Origin of the sequence: Serratia bockelmannii (assembly GCF_008011855.1) — a bacterium.
In the GTDB taxonomy this organism is placed as follows: Bacteria; Pseudomonadota; Gammaproteobacteria; order Enterobacterales; family Enterobacteriaceae; genus Serratia; species Serratia bockelmannii.
Map to the genome: position 1 here is coordinate 341,912 of NZ_VOUX01000033.1, position 14,583 is coordinate 356,494.

General features: G+C 59.3%; 13 protein-coding genes. 11 read left to right on the forward strand and 2 right to left on the reverse strand.

The window, feature by feature from the left end; genetic code table 11:
• Positions 1–9: 9 nt before the first annotated feature.
• The 10 genes from FOT55_RS18125 to uspE all read left to right on the forward strand — a co-directional run bounded on the left by FOT55_RS18125 (position 10) and on the right by uspE (position 9,996).
• Entirely contained in the window at positions 10–1,122 is a 1,113-nt protein-coding gene (locus tag FOT55_RS18125; protein WP_147823850.1) for an ABC transporter ATP-binding protein, read from the forward strand.
• Between the two features lie 19 nt (positions 1,123–1,141).
• Positions 1,142–2,425, forward strand: coding sequence for a Gfo/Idh/MocA family protein (locus FOT55_RS18130; protein ID WP_025302957.1), 1,284 nt, complete (start codon positions 1,142–1,144; stop codon positions 2,423–2,425).
• 18 nt (positions 2,426–2,443) lie between these two features.
• Positions 2,444–3,349, forward strand: a complete 906-nt coding sequence (locus tag FOT55_RS18135; RefSeq protein ID WP_049275861.1) for an ROK family protein — start codon at positions 2,444–2,446, stop codon at positions 3,347–3,349.
• Positions 3,350–3,681: 332 nt separating this feature from the next.
• Positions 3,682–4,452 (forward strand): transcriptional repressor AgaR, encoded by a 771-nt coding sequence (gene agaR, locus FOT55_RS18140; protein WP_025302959.1) that lies wholly within the window; start codon positions 3,682–3,684, stop codon positions 4,450–4,452.
• 26 nt (positions 4,453–4,478) lie between these two features.
• Positions 4,479–5,645, forward strand: a complete 1,167-nt coding sequence (locus FOT55_RS18145; RefSeq protein WP_043144075.1) for an SIS domain-containing protein — start codon at positions 4,479–4,481, stop codon at positions 5,643–5,645.
• A gap of 9 nt (positions 5,646–5,654) precedes the next feature.
• On the forward strand, positions 5,655–6,509 hold the full coding sequence (locus tag FOT55_RS18150) for a tagatose bisphosphate family class II aldolase (RefSeq protein ID WP_025302961.1): 855 nt from the start codon (positions 5,655–5,657) through the stop codon (positions 6,507–6,509).
• A 306-nt stretch (positions 6,510–6,815) separates the two neighbouring features.
• Positions 6,816–7,127, forward strand: coding sequence for a hypothetical protein (locus tag FOT55_RS18155; RefSeq protein WP_147823851.1), 312 nt, complete (start codon positions 6,816–6,818; stop codon positions 7,125–7,127).
• A gap of 219 nt (positions 7,128–7,346) precedes the next feature.
• Entirely contained in the window at positions 7,347–7,871 is a 525-nt protein-coding gene (ogt, locus tag FOT55_RS18160; RefSeq protein WP_060433145.1) for a methylated-DNA--[protein]-cysteine S-methyltransferase, read from the forward strand.
• 271 nt (positions 7,872–8,142) lie between these two features.
• Positions 8,143–8,907: an FNR family transcription factor gene (locus FOT55_RS18165; RefSeq protein ID WP_004938278.1), complete on the forward strand. Its 765-nt coding sequence runs from the start codon at positions 8,143–8,145 to the stop codon at positions 8,905–8,907.
• Positions 8,908–9,033: 126 nt separating this feature from the next.
• Entirely contained in the window at positions 9,034–9,996 is a 963-nt protein-coding gene (gene uspE, locus FOT55_RS18170; RefSeq protein WP_004938281.1) for a universal stress protein UspE, read from the forward strand.
• A 57-nt stretch (positions 9,997–10,053) separates the two neighbouring features.
• Here uspE and pntB read toward each other — a convergent pair whose 3' ends face one another.
• Together pntB and pntA are read right to left on the reverse strand one after the other, a co-directional pair.
• The gene (pntB, locus tag FOT55_RS18175; protein WP_025302964.1) at positions 10,054–11,448 is read right to left on the reverse strand and encodes a Re/Si-specific NAD(P)(+) transhydrogenase subunit beta; all 1,395 of its coding nucleotides are present in this window, start codon (positions 11,446–11,448) and stop codon (positions 10,054–10,056) included.
• A 10-nt stretch (positions 11,449–11,458) separates the two neighbouring features.
• Positions 11,459–12,988 carry a Re/Si-specific NAD(P)(+) transhydrogenase subunit alpha gene (gene pntA / locus FOT55_RS18180; RefSeq protein ID WP_141968606.1) on the reverse strand — a complete coding sequence of 510 codons (1,530 nt, stop codon included), beginning with the start codon at positions 12,986–12,988 and terminating at the stop codon, positions 11,459–11,461.
• A 537-nt stretch (positions 12,989–13,525) separates the two neighbouring features.
• Here pntA and ydgH point away from each other — a divergent pair.
• Positions 13,526–14,476: a DUF1471 family protein YdgH gene (ydgH, locus tag FOT55_RS18185; RefSeq protein ID WP_147823852.1), complete on the forward strand. Its 951-nt coding sequence runs from the start codon at positions 13,526–13,528 to the stop codon at positions 14,474–14,476.
• Positions 14,477–14,583 lie beyond the last annotated feature (107 nt).

Here is a 14,583-nt window from a genome sequence, read left to right on the forward strand (position 1 = left end):
GTAAACGACATGGCCGGAATTCAGTTAAACAGCGTTAAAAAAGTCTACCCCAACGGTTTCCACGCGCTGCACGGCGTCGATCTGGAAATTGAAGACGGGGAATTTATGGTGTTCGTCGGCCCGTCCGGCTGCGCTAAGTCTACCCTGCTGCGGATGATCGCCGGGCTGGAGAGCGTCAGCGAGGGGCAGATCCTGATCCACGATCGCTGCGTCAACGACAGCATGCCGAAGGATCGCGGCATCGCCATGGTGTTCCAGAACTATGCGCTGTACCCGCACATGACGGTGTACAAGAACATGGCGTTCGGCCTGATCGGCAAAGAGAGCAAGGCCGAGATCGACCGCCGGGTGCGCGACGCGGCGGAAAAACTGGAGATCACCAACCTGCTGCAGCGCAAGCCGGGCCAGCTTTCCGGCGGCCAGTGCCAGCGGGTGGCGGTCGGCCGAGCCATCGTGCGCAAGCCCAAGGTGTTCCTGTTCGATGAGCCGCTGTCCAACCTCGACGCAAAGCTGCGAGTGTCGATGCGCGTACAGCTGATCGAACTGCACAACCAGCTGAAGCAGGAAGGCGCCGCCGCCACCATGGTGTACGTCACCCACGATCAGGTCGAAGCGATGACCATGGGCGATCGCATTTGCGTGATGAATCGCGGCGCCATCATGCAGGTGGATAAACCGATCAATCTGTACCACCACCCCGCCAACCGTTTCGTCGCCGAGTTTATCGGCAGCCCGTCGATGAATTTGCACGATCTGGCGATCGTGCGCGACGGCCAAACGGTGCGGCTGCGTATCGGCCTGCAGCACCAGCTCGATCTGCCGCCGGCGCTGCAACGGCAGTTGGCCGACTACCCGCATGCGCGGGTGTGTCTCGGCATCCGGCCGGAGTCCCTGCGGCTGTGTGCGCCCGGCAGCGCCAACTGTTTCCCGGCGCAGATCGTCACCATCGAGCGCATGGGCAACGAAGAGTTGCTGCACTGCGAACTGGCTGACCTGCGCTTCGTGCTGCGCATGGCGTCGCTGCCGGACTGGGAGCCGCGCCTCGGCGAAAGCATTCATCTGGCATTCGATCTGGCGCGCGCGCATTTGTTCGACGAGCTCAGCGGCCAAAACCTCAAATAACAACAGCGGAGTATCAGCAATGTCGTCAACACAACCCAACAACGTTGCCCAGCGCCCGGTGCGGGTGCTGGTCGTCGGCGCCGGTGCGCGCGGTGAAATCTACTCGCGCTATGCGCTGGCGCACCCCGATTTGATGCAGGTGGTGGCGGTGGCGGAACCGCGCGATGCCTACCGCGAGCCGTTCGTGGTGCAGCACGCCATCGCGCCGGAAAACGTCTTCACCGACTGGCGCCAGGCCGCCGACGCCGGCAAGCTGGCCGACGCGGTGCTGATCTGCACTCAGGATCAGATGCACCTAGAGCCGGCGCTGGCCTTCGCCCGTCAGGGCTACGCCATGCTGCTGGAAAAACCGCTGTCGCCGGACGCCGACGAGTGCCGGGCCATCGTCGCCGAGGTCGTGCGCCAAAAGCTGATCTTCTCAGTCGGCCACGTACTGCGCTATACCCGCTATACCCAAAAGCTCAAACAGCTGCTGCGCGATGGCGCGATCGGCGACATCGTCAGCCTGCAACACTTAGAACCGGTTGGCTACTGGCATCAGGCGCACTCCTTCGTGCGCGGCAACTGGCGCAACGATCAACAGGCCGCGTTTATGCTGTTGCAGAAATCCTGCCACGACATCGACTGGATCCGCTACGTGATGGAACAGCCCTGCGAACAGGTCAGCTCCTTCGGCAACCTGCACCACTTCCACCAGGAAAACCAACCGGCCGGCGCGGCGGACAACTGCCTGGATTGTGCGGTGGAGGCAGCCTGTCCCTATTCCGCCAAACGCATCTATCTGGGCGACGACCACAAGGCCACGCCCGGTTTTCTGCGGGTGCTGACGCCGGAACCCGACCAGACGACGCTGCGGGCGGCGCTGCGCGACGGGCCCTACGGCCGCTGCGTCTACCGCTGCGACAATAACGTGGTCGACCATCAGGTGGTCAACATGCAGTTCGCCGGCGGCCGCACTGCGTCGTTCACCATGACGGCCTTCACTCGCCACGAAGATCGCCACACCCGCATCTTCGGCAGCCGCGGCTGCCTGGAAGGCGACGGCCGCCATATCCGCATCACCTCGTTCCTCGACGACGGCGAAACGCATTACGACACCGACGCCGGCCAGGATCTGCACGCGATGGGTGGCCACGGCGGCGGCGACTACTACCTGATGCAGCACTTTATCGCGGCCATTCGCGCCAACGATCCGAGCCAGGTGCTGGCCGGCCCGGCCGAAGCGCTGGAGAGCCACCTGATGGTGTTCGCCGCCGAACGCGCACGCCGTGAAGCGGCGGTGATCGCCCTGAACGGAGCCTGAAGCATGGCCACGACAGAGATGCGTTACGGCTTCGACATCGGCGGCACCAAGATTGAAATGGCCGCTTACGATCGCCGGCTCAATCAGGTGTTGATCCAGCGGGTGCGCACCCCTACCAGAGATTACGGCGAATTCGTGGCCTGCATCGCCGGGCTGGTCGAGCAGGCGGATCGCGAACTGCATACGCGCGGCAGCATCGGCATCGGTTTACCGGGGATCACCGATCCCGTCAGCCGCCGCCAGCTGGCGGTCAACGTGCCCTGCCTGACCGGGCATTGCCTGGCGGATGATTTAACGCGGGCGCTGGCGCGGCCGATCGCCATCGAGAACGATTGCCGCTGTTTCGCGCTGTCGGAAGCCAGTACGCCGCAAACCGCACACCTGCCGCTGGTGTTCGGCGCCATCATCGGCACCGGCGCCGGCGGTGGCCTGGTGGTGAACCGGCAACTGCATAAGGGACGCAGCGGCGTGGCGGGTGAATGGGGCCATATGCCGATCTCGGCCCAGTTGGCGCAGCGTTACGATCTGCCGCTGTTCGGCTGCAACTGTGGGCTGACCGGCTGCTTTGAGCGCTACGTCTCCGGCAGCGGACTGCTGGCGCTGAGCCGCCATTTCGCCCATCCGGCCGCCGACGTGCCAGCGCTGGTCGCCAGCTATCGTGCCGGTGATGCGCTCGCGCATCGGCTGATGACGATTTACGTCGACATTCTGGCCAGCGCGCTGGCCGGCTTACAGCTGTTGCTGGATGTTGATGCCTTCGTGCTGGGCGGTGGATTGTCCAACGTCGGCGAGCTTTACCGGCTGTTGCCGCCGGTGATGCGGCGCTGGCTGCTGCCGGGCGTGGAACCGGCGGCGGTGTTCCCGCCGGTGCACGGTGACAGCAGCGGCGTACGCGGCGCGGCGCTTTTACGCGCGCCGGCATAAAAAAACAGTGAAAGCCTGGCGGTTGTCGAGCGATCGTTGCGGCTTTCGGCCTCGACGGGCTGAATAATTAAATGCCGGGAATTGGCGACTGAAAAATAACGAATTTGCCGTTTTCACTTTGCGTTAACACCGCTTTCGGTTGGCATTAAACTGAAAGCAAAATTAAATATAACCATCTGATAGATATAGATATTTTAAAATTAATCGATTGCATTTCAGTGTTTCGTTTGCTGTAATTCGCCACGAACAACTGAAAGCGCTCCGGTCGGTATCGCTGCGGCTTATTAAGCCGCGGTCGGGCACGGCTACAGGTAAATCAGGAGTCTGCGTTAATGATCAATACCGCAAAACGCCGGGAATTAATTATCGACCAGCTGTGCCGCGAGGGCACGGTGCGCGTGGAGCAGCTCAGCCAGCAGTTTTCGGTGTCCAGCGTCACCATCCGCAGCGATCTGCGCCAGCTGGAAAAACACGGCTGCGCGGTGCGCGCCTACGGCGGCGCTATGTTGAACAAACAGTTCGCCTTCGACCGCCCATTGCAGGACAAGGGCCGCCTCAATCGCGACGTAAAACACGTCATCGCCTGTGCGGCCGCGGCGCTGATTGAAGACGGCGATGCCGTCATCCTCGACTCCGGCTCCACCACCAGCCAGATGGCGCCGCAGTTGGCGGGGAAAAAGGATCTGGTGGTGATGACCAACGCGCTCAACATCGCCTTCGAATTAGCCAGCAACGAGCAGATCGATCTGATGGTGGTCGGGGGCAGCGTGCGCCGCAAAGCCTGGTCGCTTTACGGCCCTGCCGCCGAACAGCAGCTGCGCCAATACCGGTTCGACAAGCTGTTTCTCGGCGTCGACGGTTTCGATCTCACGAGCGGCATCACCACGCCGGATCCGGGCGAAGCGCAGCTGAACCGCGTGATGTGCGAGGTGGCGCGTGAAGTGATCGCCATCGCCGACGCCAGCAAATTCGGCCGCACCAGTTTTTGCATGATCCGCGAAATCGGTCAGATCCACCGTCTGGTCACCGACAGCCGCATTCCGGCGCACTACCTGCAGGCGCTGCACCATTTAGGGATCGACGTGATTATCGCCGACCGTTAACCGAGGCTTTTTAAGGAGCTGTCATCATGAACGCGTATTTCTCTTACGAGGCGGATTGGCTGAAGCAGCGCAACGCCTGGCACACCGCCGCAGAAATTTGGCAACAGCCGGATCTGTGGGCAGCGCTGCACCGGCAGCTGCAGGATCAACAGGCGCAGTGGCAGCCGTTCCTGGCGCCGCTGCTGGCCAATCCGCGCCTGCAGATCGTGCTGTGCGGCGCCGGCAGTTCGGCATTTGCCGGCCGTGCCCTGGCGCCCTGGCTGCGCGAACGCACCGGCCGCGACGTGGTAGCCTACGGCACCACCGATATCGTCGCCAACCCGCTGCAGTATCTCGACCCTGATCGGCCGACGCTGCTGGTCTCTTTCGCCCGCTCGGGCAACAGCCCCGAAAGCGTGGCGACGGTGGAGCTGGCCGACCAGCTGCTGCCGGAAAGCTATCACCTGATGCTAGTGTGCAACCCGGACAGCCGGCTGGCGCAGTACGCGCATCGGCGTGACAACGTCTGTTCGTTGGTGATGCCGCAAGGTTCCAACGATCAGAGCTTCGCCATGACCTCCAGCTTCAGCTGCATGATGCTGAGCGCCGCGCTGCTGCTCGGCCCAACGTCGCTCGAGGCCGCCCAGGCACCGCTGAGTGCCATGGTGCAGCGCTGCCGAGAACTGCGTGAAACGCTGCAGGCGCAGGTGAAAGCGCTGGCCGCCAGCGGCTTCCGCCGCTACATCACCCTCGGCGGCAGCTGCTTTACCGGCCTCGCCGAAGAGGCCTCACTTAAGATGCTGGAGCTGACCGCCGGCCGCATCGTTACACGCTACGACTCGCCGCTCGGCCTGCGCCACGGCCCGAAATTCATGGTCGACGGCCAGACGTTGGTGGTGCTGATGTTCTCCCACGACGACTACGCCCGCCAGTATGACCGCGATCTGTGGAACGAGCTGCAGCGCGACGGGCTGGCGATGCAGTTGGTCGGATTGACCGGCGAACGCCAACCCCTGTCCGACGCTCTGCTGAATATGCACGACGCGGCTGACGATATCTGGCTGCTGTTCCCGTATCTGCTGTTCACCCAGATGCTGGCCTTCGAGAGTTCGCTGGCGCTGGGGCTGACCCCGGACAACCCTTGCCCGACCGGCGAGGTCAACCGGGTGGTGAAAGGCGTGACGATTTACCGTTTTCCCTCCCCTGAGTTGTAAGGAGATCCCATGTATCTGATAGCCAATCGAGAAATGCTGCTCAAGGCACAGCGCCAGGGTTACGCCGTTCCGGCGTTTAACGTCCACAATCTGGAAACCGTGCAGGTGGTGGCGGAGACCGCCGCCGAGCTGCGCTCACCGGTGATCATGGCCGGCACGCCCGGCACCTTCAGCTACGCCGGCACCGACTACCTGATCGGCATTTGCCAATCGGCCGCGCACCGCTACGATTTGCCGCTGGCGCTGCATCTGGATCATCACGAAGAGCTGGACGACATCGAGCACAAGGTGAAAAGTGGTATCCGCTCGGTGATGATCGACGGTTCCCATCTGCCGTTCGAGCAGAACATCGCCAAGGTGGCCGCCGCAGTGGCCCTGTGCCACCGCTATGGCGCCAGCGTGGAGGCGGAGCTGGGCCGCCTGGGCGGGCAGGAAGACGATCTGATCGTCGATACCGCGGACAGCTTCTATACCGACCCGATGGCGGCACGCGAGTTTGTCGCCGCCACCGGCATCGATTCGCTGGCGGTGGCGATCGGTTCCGCCCACGGCCTGTATCACGGTGAGCCGAAGCTGGACTTCGAGCGCCTGGCGCTGATCCGCGAACAGGTGGACGTGCCCCTGGTGCTGCACGGCGCCTCCGGCATTCCGGAAGCGATGGTCAAGCGCGCGATTTCGCTCGGCGTCTGCAAAGTCAACGTCGCTACCGAACTGAAAATCGCCTTCGCCGATGCGGTAAAAAGCTACTTTTCGCAGCACCCGGATGCTAACGATCCGCGCAAATACATCGTCCCCGGCAAGCTGGCGATGAAAGAAGTGGTGGCGGAAAAGATCCGCATCTGCGGCAGCAGTGGCATGCTGTAAGCCCGCTCTCGCCCCCGGTTCCTGCCGTTACACCACGGGGGCGAAAACATCCCGCCATTCCCCGCTTTCCTGAGAGAACGATCACAGCCTTTTACCCTGCTCGCACCGGAAACCATTAACCGGTCTTCACTATGATCCAAATCATGGTTTTGCTCACCCTACCTCCCTATTATCAAATCCATTGGATGAAGGCAGTAGGAATTTTGCCCATTCGTTTTTATTTCGCCACACGAAATAGCTTATTTAATGAAAACAAGCATGCTTGTTTTTAATTGGCAGCATTCTTTACTCTAAGAGGAACAGCGTATGAACCATTACTTAGCCGTATTAAGCGCATTGGTCATTCTGCCCTTCGCTCTGCAAGCAAAACCGCTTTCCGGAAACCAGGTCGCCTCCGGCGTCGTGCGCTTCACCGGCGCCATTACTACGCCAACCTGCGCCATCACACATCAGGATGAACAGCTTATCTCCAACTGTTTCGGCAAAGTGACGGAATATCAGAACGGGTATATTTCTTCTTCGTTAAAAGAGATGCCAAAAGAATTAGTCTCTGCCGTCACCAGTGAAATGGTGAATAACAATCCCCATTTAAAGCGTGTGACCATCAGCTATAAGTAACCCCAATGTGTCAATGCTTGATGAAATAATAAACAAGAAACAACTTGTCTTGATAACTTATAAATTTATTTTACAAATTCGTCGAACAATGCCTCCCTGGCTTCCCCTGAGCCGCCTATTTGGGTAACCCTGCGGTTGCCCATCAACATGTCCGAAATCCGCCATCGTCTCCCTCCGTTTCATGCGATAATCCCCACACTAAACCGAGGAGTGATCCAGATGCAGACTTTTTTGATTGATCGTACCGCTACGCCGGTGGGTGAACTGGTGCTGATTGCCGATGAACAGGGGCGCCTGCGGGCGATTGACTGGACCGATCACGAAGCGCGCCTCATGAAGCTGCTGAATACCCACTACCGCGCCGATCGCTTCACCCTGCGCGAACAGCGCGATCCCAGCGGGCTGACCGACGCCATGCAGCGCTATTTCGCCGGTGAACTGAGCATTATCGATCGGTTGCCGGTGATGACTGCCGGCACCGAGTTCCAACGCACCGTGTGGCAACATCTGCGCCAAATCCCCTGCGGCGAGATCCTGACCTACGGCCAACTGGCGCAACGCATCGGCCGTCCGACCGCCTCGCGCGCGGTCGGCATGGCCAACGGTTCAAATCCGATCAGCATCGTGGTGCCCTGCCACCGAGTGATCGGTTCGCAGGGCGCGCTGACCGGCTATGCCGGCGGCGTACAACGCAAGCAGTGGCTGCTGCAGCACGAAGGCTACCTGCCGAAAAATTTGCTGTAGCCACCTATCCAGCGCCATTGTTTGGCGCTGCTTAATAAAACACATTGCTCTACGCCGCGCGCGTGACCACTTGGGTACTATTAATAGCTTGTGTGAATAAAACGCATAAGTCACAAATAATACTCATAACTTCAGTCCCATACAGAATAATCGGCGGCATGTGTGCGCAAAATTCGCACACAATACCCCTATTCATGCTAATGCCACCCTTATCAGCTGCAGCAAAAGATGTTAAAATTGACTCATATCAATTATTGAATGAGCGTAATCTATGATCCCGGAAAAACGCGTGATTCGTCGTATCCAGTCTGGTGGTTGTGCGATCCATTGCCAGGACTGCAGCATCAGCCAGCTGTGCATTCCTTTCACCCTTAATGCTCACGAGCTGGACCAGCTCGACAACATTATCGAGAGGAAAAAGCCCATCCAGAAAGGCCAGACCCTGTTCAAGGCCGGCGACGAGCTGAAATCGCTGTACGCGATCCGTTCCGGGACCATCAAAAGCTACACCATCACCGAGCAAGGCGACGAGCAAATCACCGGTTTCCACCTGGCGGGTGACCTGGTGGGCTTCGATGCCATCGGCGGCCTGAAGCACCCGAGCTTCGCCCAGGCGCTGGAAACCTCGATGGTGTGCGAGATCCCGTTCGAGACCCTCGACGATCTGTCCGGCAAAATGCCCAACCTGCGTCAGCAGATCATGCGGCTGATGAGCGGCGAGATCAAAGGCGATCAGGACATGATCCTGCTACTGTCGAAGAAAAACGCCGAAGAGCGCCTGGCGGCGTTCGTTTACAACCTGTCGCGCCGCTTCGCGGAGCGCGGTTTCTCACCACGCGAGTTCCGGTTGACCATGACCCGCGGCGACATCGGCAACTACCTCGGCCTGACGGTGGAAACCATCAGCCGCCTGCTGGGCCGCTTCCAGAAAAGCGAAATCCTCAGCGTGAAAGGCAAATACATCACCATCGAAAATGCCGACGCCCTGTCGGTGCTGGCCGGCACGCCACGTATCAACGTGACCGTCAACGCCTAATTCCCCTGCCGGATCAACATTTCACCGAAATTGTTGATCCGGCACGCTTCTGTTGTTGTTCTGTTTTTCAATGTTGGGTTACTCTGTAAATTAACAGACTGTTGATTTCAGCTGTAAGGAGGCCCTATGGCGAAGTATCAGAATCTTCTGGTGGCTATTGACCCCAATCAGGACGATCAGCCGGCATTGCGCCGCGCCGTGTACCTGGTAAAACGGAACGGCGGGCGCATCAAAGCCTTCCTACCCATTTACGACTTCTCTTACGAAATGACGACCCTGCTCTCCCCGGACGAAAGAACGGCGATGCGGCAAGGTGTGATCAGCCAACGCGCCGCCTGGATCAACGAGCAGTGTCGTTTCTATCTCAACGACGGCGTGCCGATCGAAATCAAAGTGGTCTGGCATAACCGCCCCTTCGAAGCCATCATTCAGGAAGTGCTTTCTGGCCAACATGACCTGCTGCTGAAAATGGCGCACCAGCACGACCGGTTGGAGTCGGTGATCTTTACCCCCACCGACTGGCACCTGCTGCGCAAATGCCCTTGCCCGGTGTGGATGGTGAAAGACCAGCCCTGGCCGGAAGGCGGCAAAGCGCTGGTGGCGGTCAACCTGGCCAGCGAAGAACCCTATCACGACCCGCTCAATATCAAACTGGTGCAAGAAACCGTCGAACTGGCGCAAAACGTCAACCAGACCGAGGTTCACCTGGTCGGCGCCTATCCCGTCACGCCGATCAACATCGCCATCGAACTGCCCGACTTCGACCCGAGCGTCTACAACGACGCCATTCGCGGCCAGCACCTGATCGCCATGAAGGCGCTGCGGCAGAAATTCTGCATTAAGGAAGAGTTCACCCACGTAGAAAAAGGCCTGCCGGAAGAGGTGATCCCCGATCTGGCCGAACACCTGCAGGCCGGCGTGGTGGTGCTGGGCACCCTGGGCCGCACCGGCATTTCAGCCGCCTTTATCGGCAACACCGCGGAACATGTGATCGATCATCTGAAATGCGACCTGCTGGTGATTAAACCGGAAAACTTCAACTGCCCGATCGAAGCGGATGAAGACGACGAACACGACGACGAAGATTAAGCTTCGCGCATAAAAAACGGGCCGCTAAGCGGCCCGTTTTTCTTTGGTTGCCCAATTTTACTTCTGCAACGCCCGCAGAATCGCTTCCACGCTGTCTTTGGCGTCGCCAAACAGCATCTGAGTGTTCTCCTTGAAGAACAGCGGGTTTTGCACGCCGGCGTAGCCGGTGTTCATCGACCGTTTGAACGCGATCACGTTCTGCGCTTTCCACACTTCCAGTACCGGCATGCCAGCGATCGGGCTGCGCGGATCTTCCAGCGCCGCCGGGTTCACCGTGTCGTTGGCGCCGATCACCAGCACGGTGTCGGTATCCGGGAAATCTTCGTTGATTTCATCCATCTCCAGCACCACATCGTACGGTACCTTCGCCTCCGCCAGCAGCACGTTCATGTGGCCCGGCAAGCGCCCGGCGACCGGGTGAATACCGAAACGGACCTTCACGCCGCGCGCCCGCAGTTTCTCGGTGATTTCAGCCACCGGATATTGCGCCTGTGCCACCGCCATGCCGTAACCAGGGGTGATGATCACCGAGGTGGAGTTCTTCAACTGCTCGGCCACCTCTTCCGCCGTGGTTTCACGGTATTCGCCCATCTCTTCGGCATCACCGGTGGATGAACCGTCACTGCCGAAACCGCCGGCGATCACGCTGATAAACGAACGGTTCATCGCCTTACACATGATGTAAGACAGGATAGCCCCCGAAGAGCCCACCAGCGCGCCGGTGACGATCAGCAGATCGTTGCTCAGCATGAAGCCCGCCGCGGCCGCGGCCCACCCTGAGTAAGAGTTGAGCATCGACACCACCACCGGCATGTCGGCGCCGCCGATCGAGGCAACCAGATGCCAGCCGAACGCCAGCGCGATCGCCGTCATCAGCAGCAGCGTCACCACCTGCCAGCCCACGCTGTCGGCGCGCACGAACGCCACCAGCAGCAGGAACGAGATCACCAGCGCCGCCAGGTTCAGCTTGTGGCGATTCGGCAGCATCAGCGGCTTGGAAGAGATGATGCCGCGCAGCTTACCGAAGGCGACGATCGACCCGGTGAAGGTCACCGCACCGATAAAGATGCCGAGGAACACTTCGGTCAGATGGATATTCGCCATCACCGGTTCCATCGGCGCGCCGTGATCCAGGTAGCTATTGAAACCGACCAGCACCGCGGCCAGGCCAACGAAGCTGTGCAGCACCGCCACCAGTTCCGGCATTTCGGTCATCTCGACCTTCTTCGCCAGATAGACGCCGATCGAACCGCCGATGATCATGGCGATGATGATCCAGCCGACGTTGCCGGAATCCGGCCCCAGAATGGTGGCGATCAGCGCGATCGCCATACCGGCGACGCCGAACAGGTTGCCCTGCTTCGACGTTTCATGACGCGACAGGCCCGCCAGGCTGAAAATAAACAAAATAGCGGCAACAATGTATGCAGCTGTAACCAATCCTCCAGACATTTGTTACCCCTTAGTTCTTGCGGAACATCTTCAGCATGCGCTGAGTGACGGTGAATCCACCAAAAATGTTGATGCTGGCGATCAGCACGGCGATAAAGGAGAGGAAACTCACCCAGCCGCCGTGGCCAATTTGCAGCAGCGCACCGACCACGATAATCCCTGATATCGCGTTGGTGACCGACATCAACGGAGTATGCAGCGCATGGCTGACGTTCCAGACCACGTAGTAACCGACCACGCAGGCCAGCGCGAACACGGTAAAGTGCGATAAGAACTCTTTCGGCGCCGCGTCCGCCAGCCAGCCGAACAGCAGGATCGCCAGGGCCATCAGGCCGTACTTCAGCCACGGCGAGGTCGGTTTGGCTTCGGGTTTGGCGACCGGTGCAGCGGCAGGTGCCGCTTTCGGCTGGGCGGAGACCTGGATTGGCGGCGCTGGCCAGGTGACTTCACCGCTGCGCACCACGGTAACGCCGCGGATCACCGTATCGTCGAAATCGATGTCGATCTCGCCGTTTTTCTCTTTCGATAGCAGCTTCAACAGGTTGACCAGGTTGGTGCCGTACAGCTGCGAAGATTGGGTCGGCAAGCGGCTCGGCAGGTCGGTATAGCCGATGATTTTCACGCCGTTGTCGGTCACGGTAATGGTGTCGGCCACGGTCAGTTCGCAGTTGCCGCCGGTTTGCGCCGCCAGATCGACGATCACGCTGCCCGGCTTCATCGACGCCACCATCTCTTTGGTGATGAGCTTCGGCGCCGGTTTGCCTGGGATCAGTGCGGTGGTGACGATGATATCGACCTCTGCCGCCTGCGCGGCGAACAGCGCCATCTCGGCCTTGATAAAGGCTTCGGACATCACTTTGGCGTAGCCGTCGCCGCTGCCCGCTTCCTCTTCAAAATCCAGCTCGAGGAATTCCGCGCCCATGCTCTGCACCTGCTCTTTCACTTCCGGGCGGGTGTCGAAGGCGCGCACGATGGCACCGAGGCTGCCCGCGGCTCCGATCGCCGCCAGGCCGGCCACGCCGGCACCGATGATCATCACCTTGGCCGGCGGCACTTTGCCGGCGGCGGTGATCTGGCCGGTGAAGAAGCGGCCAAACTCATGCGCCGCTTCGACGATCGCGCGGTAGCCGGCGATGTTGGCCATCGAGCTCAGCGCATCCATCGACTGGGCGCGCGAGATGCGCGGCACCGAGTCCATCGCCAGCGCGGTGACGTTGCGCGCCGCCAGCTTGGCCATCAATTCGGGGTTTTGTGCCGGCCAGATAAAGCTGACCAGCGTGCTGCCTTCGCGCATCAAGGCGATCTCGTCGTCTTGCGGCGCGTTGACTTTCAGGATCAGATCCGACTGCCACACTTCGCTTTCGTCGACCAGCGCCGCACCGGCGGCTTCGTAGGCGACGTCCTCAAAACTGGCCAGTTTGCCCGCCCCGCGTTCAATCGCGACGGTAAAACCCAGCTTCAGCAGTTGTTCCACCGTTTTCGGCGTGGCTGCGACCCGGGCTTCATTGGCCAACCGCTCTCTTGGTACACCAATACGCATAATGTTCCCTTCTCACCTGTCTTGGATGATGTTTATTATTTTCCTGCCCATAGCACGGCGCCAGCGGCGAGCCAGGCGTTAACTTGCCCGCACTGATTTCAGACGCCAACTATAACCTACTGAAAATAAGGTCGATGATCCATAATTGCTTACGCATTCAGCTCTGTTTTCACATAAAAACGCCGCGCGTGATATGACAAATCGCAATTTACTGTGAAAAAACCCATACAGAACAGCGTATTCTGCGTGGCAAGAGGTTTACGCCCGACGTAACGAATTATGTCCACGCGCGGCGGAAAAGCATAAAAGTTATCATTTTGTGAATAATTAACATTAATGACACCAAGGCCGTTATTATGGAAACTTATGATGATGGCGCCATCCGTGCGGCCCGCGTCACCGTAAGCGATTTGTCGCACGGGATAACATAAAATGCTGAGACAGTTTTCAGAATTACATGTAATAATCGACGGCTGAATTACACTTAAACAGTTCAGTACGTTATAAACGTTAATGCGCTAGGCGAAAGGATTTTTTATGAAGCTGAAGACCACGATCATCGCGTCAGCCTTGTTATCACTCACCGCGCTGTCTGCTCATGCGGCGCAAGAGTTAACTCCTGAGAAAGCAGCGGCGCTGAAGCCGTTTGATCGCATCACGATTACCGGCCGCTTCAATGCCATCAATGAAGCCGTCGACGCCGTATCCCGCCGTGCAGACAAACTGGGTGCCGATTCCTTCTATATCCAGGACAGCAACAACAGCAACAACGGCGGCAACTGGCGCGTCACCGCAGACCTTTATCATAAAGATGCGCCAGAAGTGAGCAAAACACCAAAATACCGCGTATTTAACGGCGTGAACGAACTGCCTAAAGAGGAAGCCTATCTGCTGGAGCCTTACGATACCGTGAGCGTCAGCGGTTTCTACCGCAGCCAGCCGGACATCAACGACGCCATCTCCAAAGAAGCGAAGAAAAAAGGCGCTGCATCCTTCTTCATCGTGCGCCAGGTTGACGCCAACTCCGGCGGTAACCAGTTCGTCACCGCCTACATCTATAAGGCCGATGCGCCAAAACGCCGCGTGCAGAGCCCGGATGCCATTCCGGCCGATTCTGACGCCGGCCGCGCCGCGCTGGCCGCCGGTGGCGCCGCTGCCGCGAAAGTCGAAATCCCTGGCGTCGCGTCTTCCGGTTCGCCAAGCCGCGACGTAGGCCGTTTCTTCGAAACCCAGTCCTCTACCGGCCAACGCTATACCGTCACGCTGCCTAACGGCACCAAGATCCAGGAAGTGAACAACGTGACCGCCGCGCAGATGGTGCCGTTCGATTCCGTCACCTTCACCGGCCACTTCAACAGCATGACCGATGTCTCCACCGAAGTGGCGAAACGCGCGGCCGAGAAAGGCGCCAAGTACTACCACGTTACCCGTCAGTGGCAGAACAAGAGCGGCGGCAACCTGACCGTCAGCGCCGATCTGTTCAAATAAAACCCGCTTTTCGGTTTACCATCGGGCAGCCCTTGAGCTGCCCGTTTTTATTGCCGCTTTTTTCATCGCACGTTGAATAGTTTTTTGTAAATTCCGCATATTCAATC

Excerpts from the sequence above, each read along its gene's own strand:
- pntB (WP_025302964.1), bottom strand. The coding sequence starts at position 11,448 with ATGTCTGGAGGATTGGTTACAGCTGCATACATTGTTGCCGCTATTTTG.
- FOT55_RS18165 (WP_004938278.1), top strand. The coding sequence starts at position 8,143 with ATGATCCCGGAAAAACGCGTGATTCGTCGTATCCAGTCTGGTGGTTGT.
- ogt (WP_060433145.1), top strand. The coding sequence starts at position 7,347 with ATGCAGACTTTTTTGATTGATCGTACCGCTACGCCGGTGGGTGAACTG.
- FOT55_RS18130 (WP_025302957.1), top strand. The coding sequence starts at position 1,142 with ATGTCGTCAACACAACCCAACAACGTTGCCCAGCGCCCGGTGCGGGTG.
- ydgH (WP_147823852.1), top strand. The coding sequence starts at position 13,526 with ATGAAGCTGAAGACCACGATCATCGCGTCAGCCTTGTTATCACTCACC.
- FOT55_RS18145 (WP_043144075.1), top strand. The coding sequence starts at position 4,479 with ATGAACGCGTATTTCTCTTACGAGGCGGATTGGCTGAAGCAGCGCAAC.
- FOT55_RS18150 (WP_025302961.1), top strand. The coding sequence starts at position 5,655 with ATGTATCTGATAGCCAATCGAGAAATGCTGCTCAAGGCACAGCGCCAG.
- FOT55_RS18135 (WP_049275861.1), top strand. The coding sequence starts at position 2,444 with ATGCGTTACGGCTTCGACATCGGCGGCACCAAGATTGAAATGGCCGCT.
- pntA (WP_141968606.1), bottom strand. The coding sequence starts at position 12,988 with ATGCGTATTGGTGTACCAAGAGAGCGGTTGGCCAATGAAGCCCGGGTC.
- agaR (WP_025302959.1), top strand. The coding sequence starts at position 3,682 with ATGATCAATACCGCAAAACGCCGGGAATTAATTATCGACCAGCTGTGC.
- FOT55_RS18155 (WP_147823851.1), top strand. The coding sequence starts at position 6,816 with ATGAACCATTACTTAGCCGTATTAAGCGCATTGGTCATTCTGCCCTTC.
- FOT55_RS18125 (WP_147823850.1), top strand. The coding sequence starts at position 10 with ATGGCCGGAATTCAGTTAAACAGCGTTAAAAAAGTCTACCCCAACGGT.
- uspE (WP_004938281.1), top strand. The coding sequence starts at position 9,034 with ATGGCGAAGTATCAGAATCTTCTGGTGGCTATTGACCCCAATCAGGAC.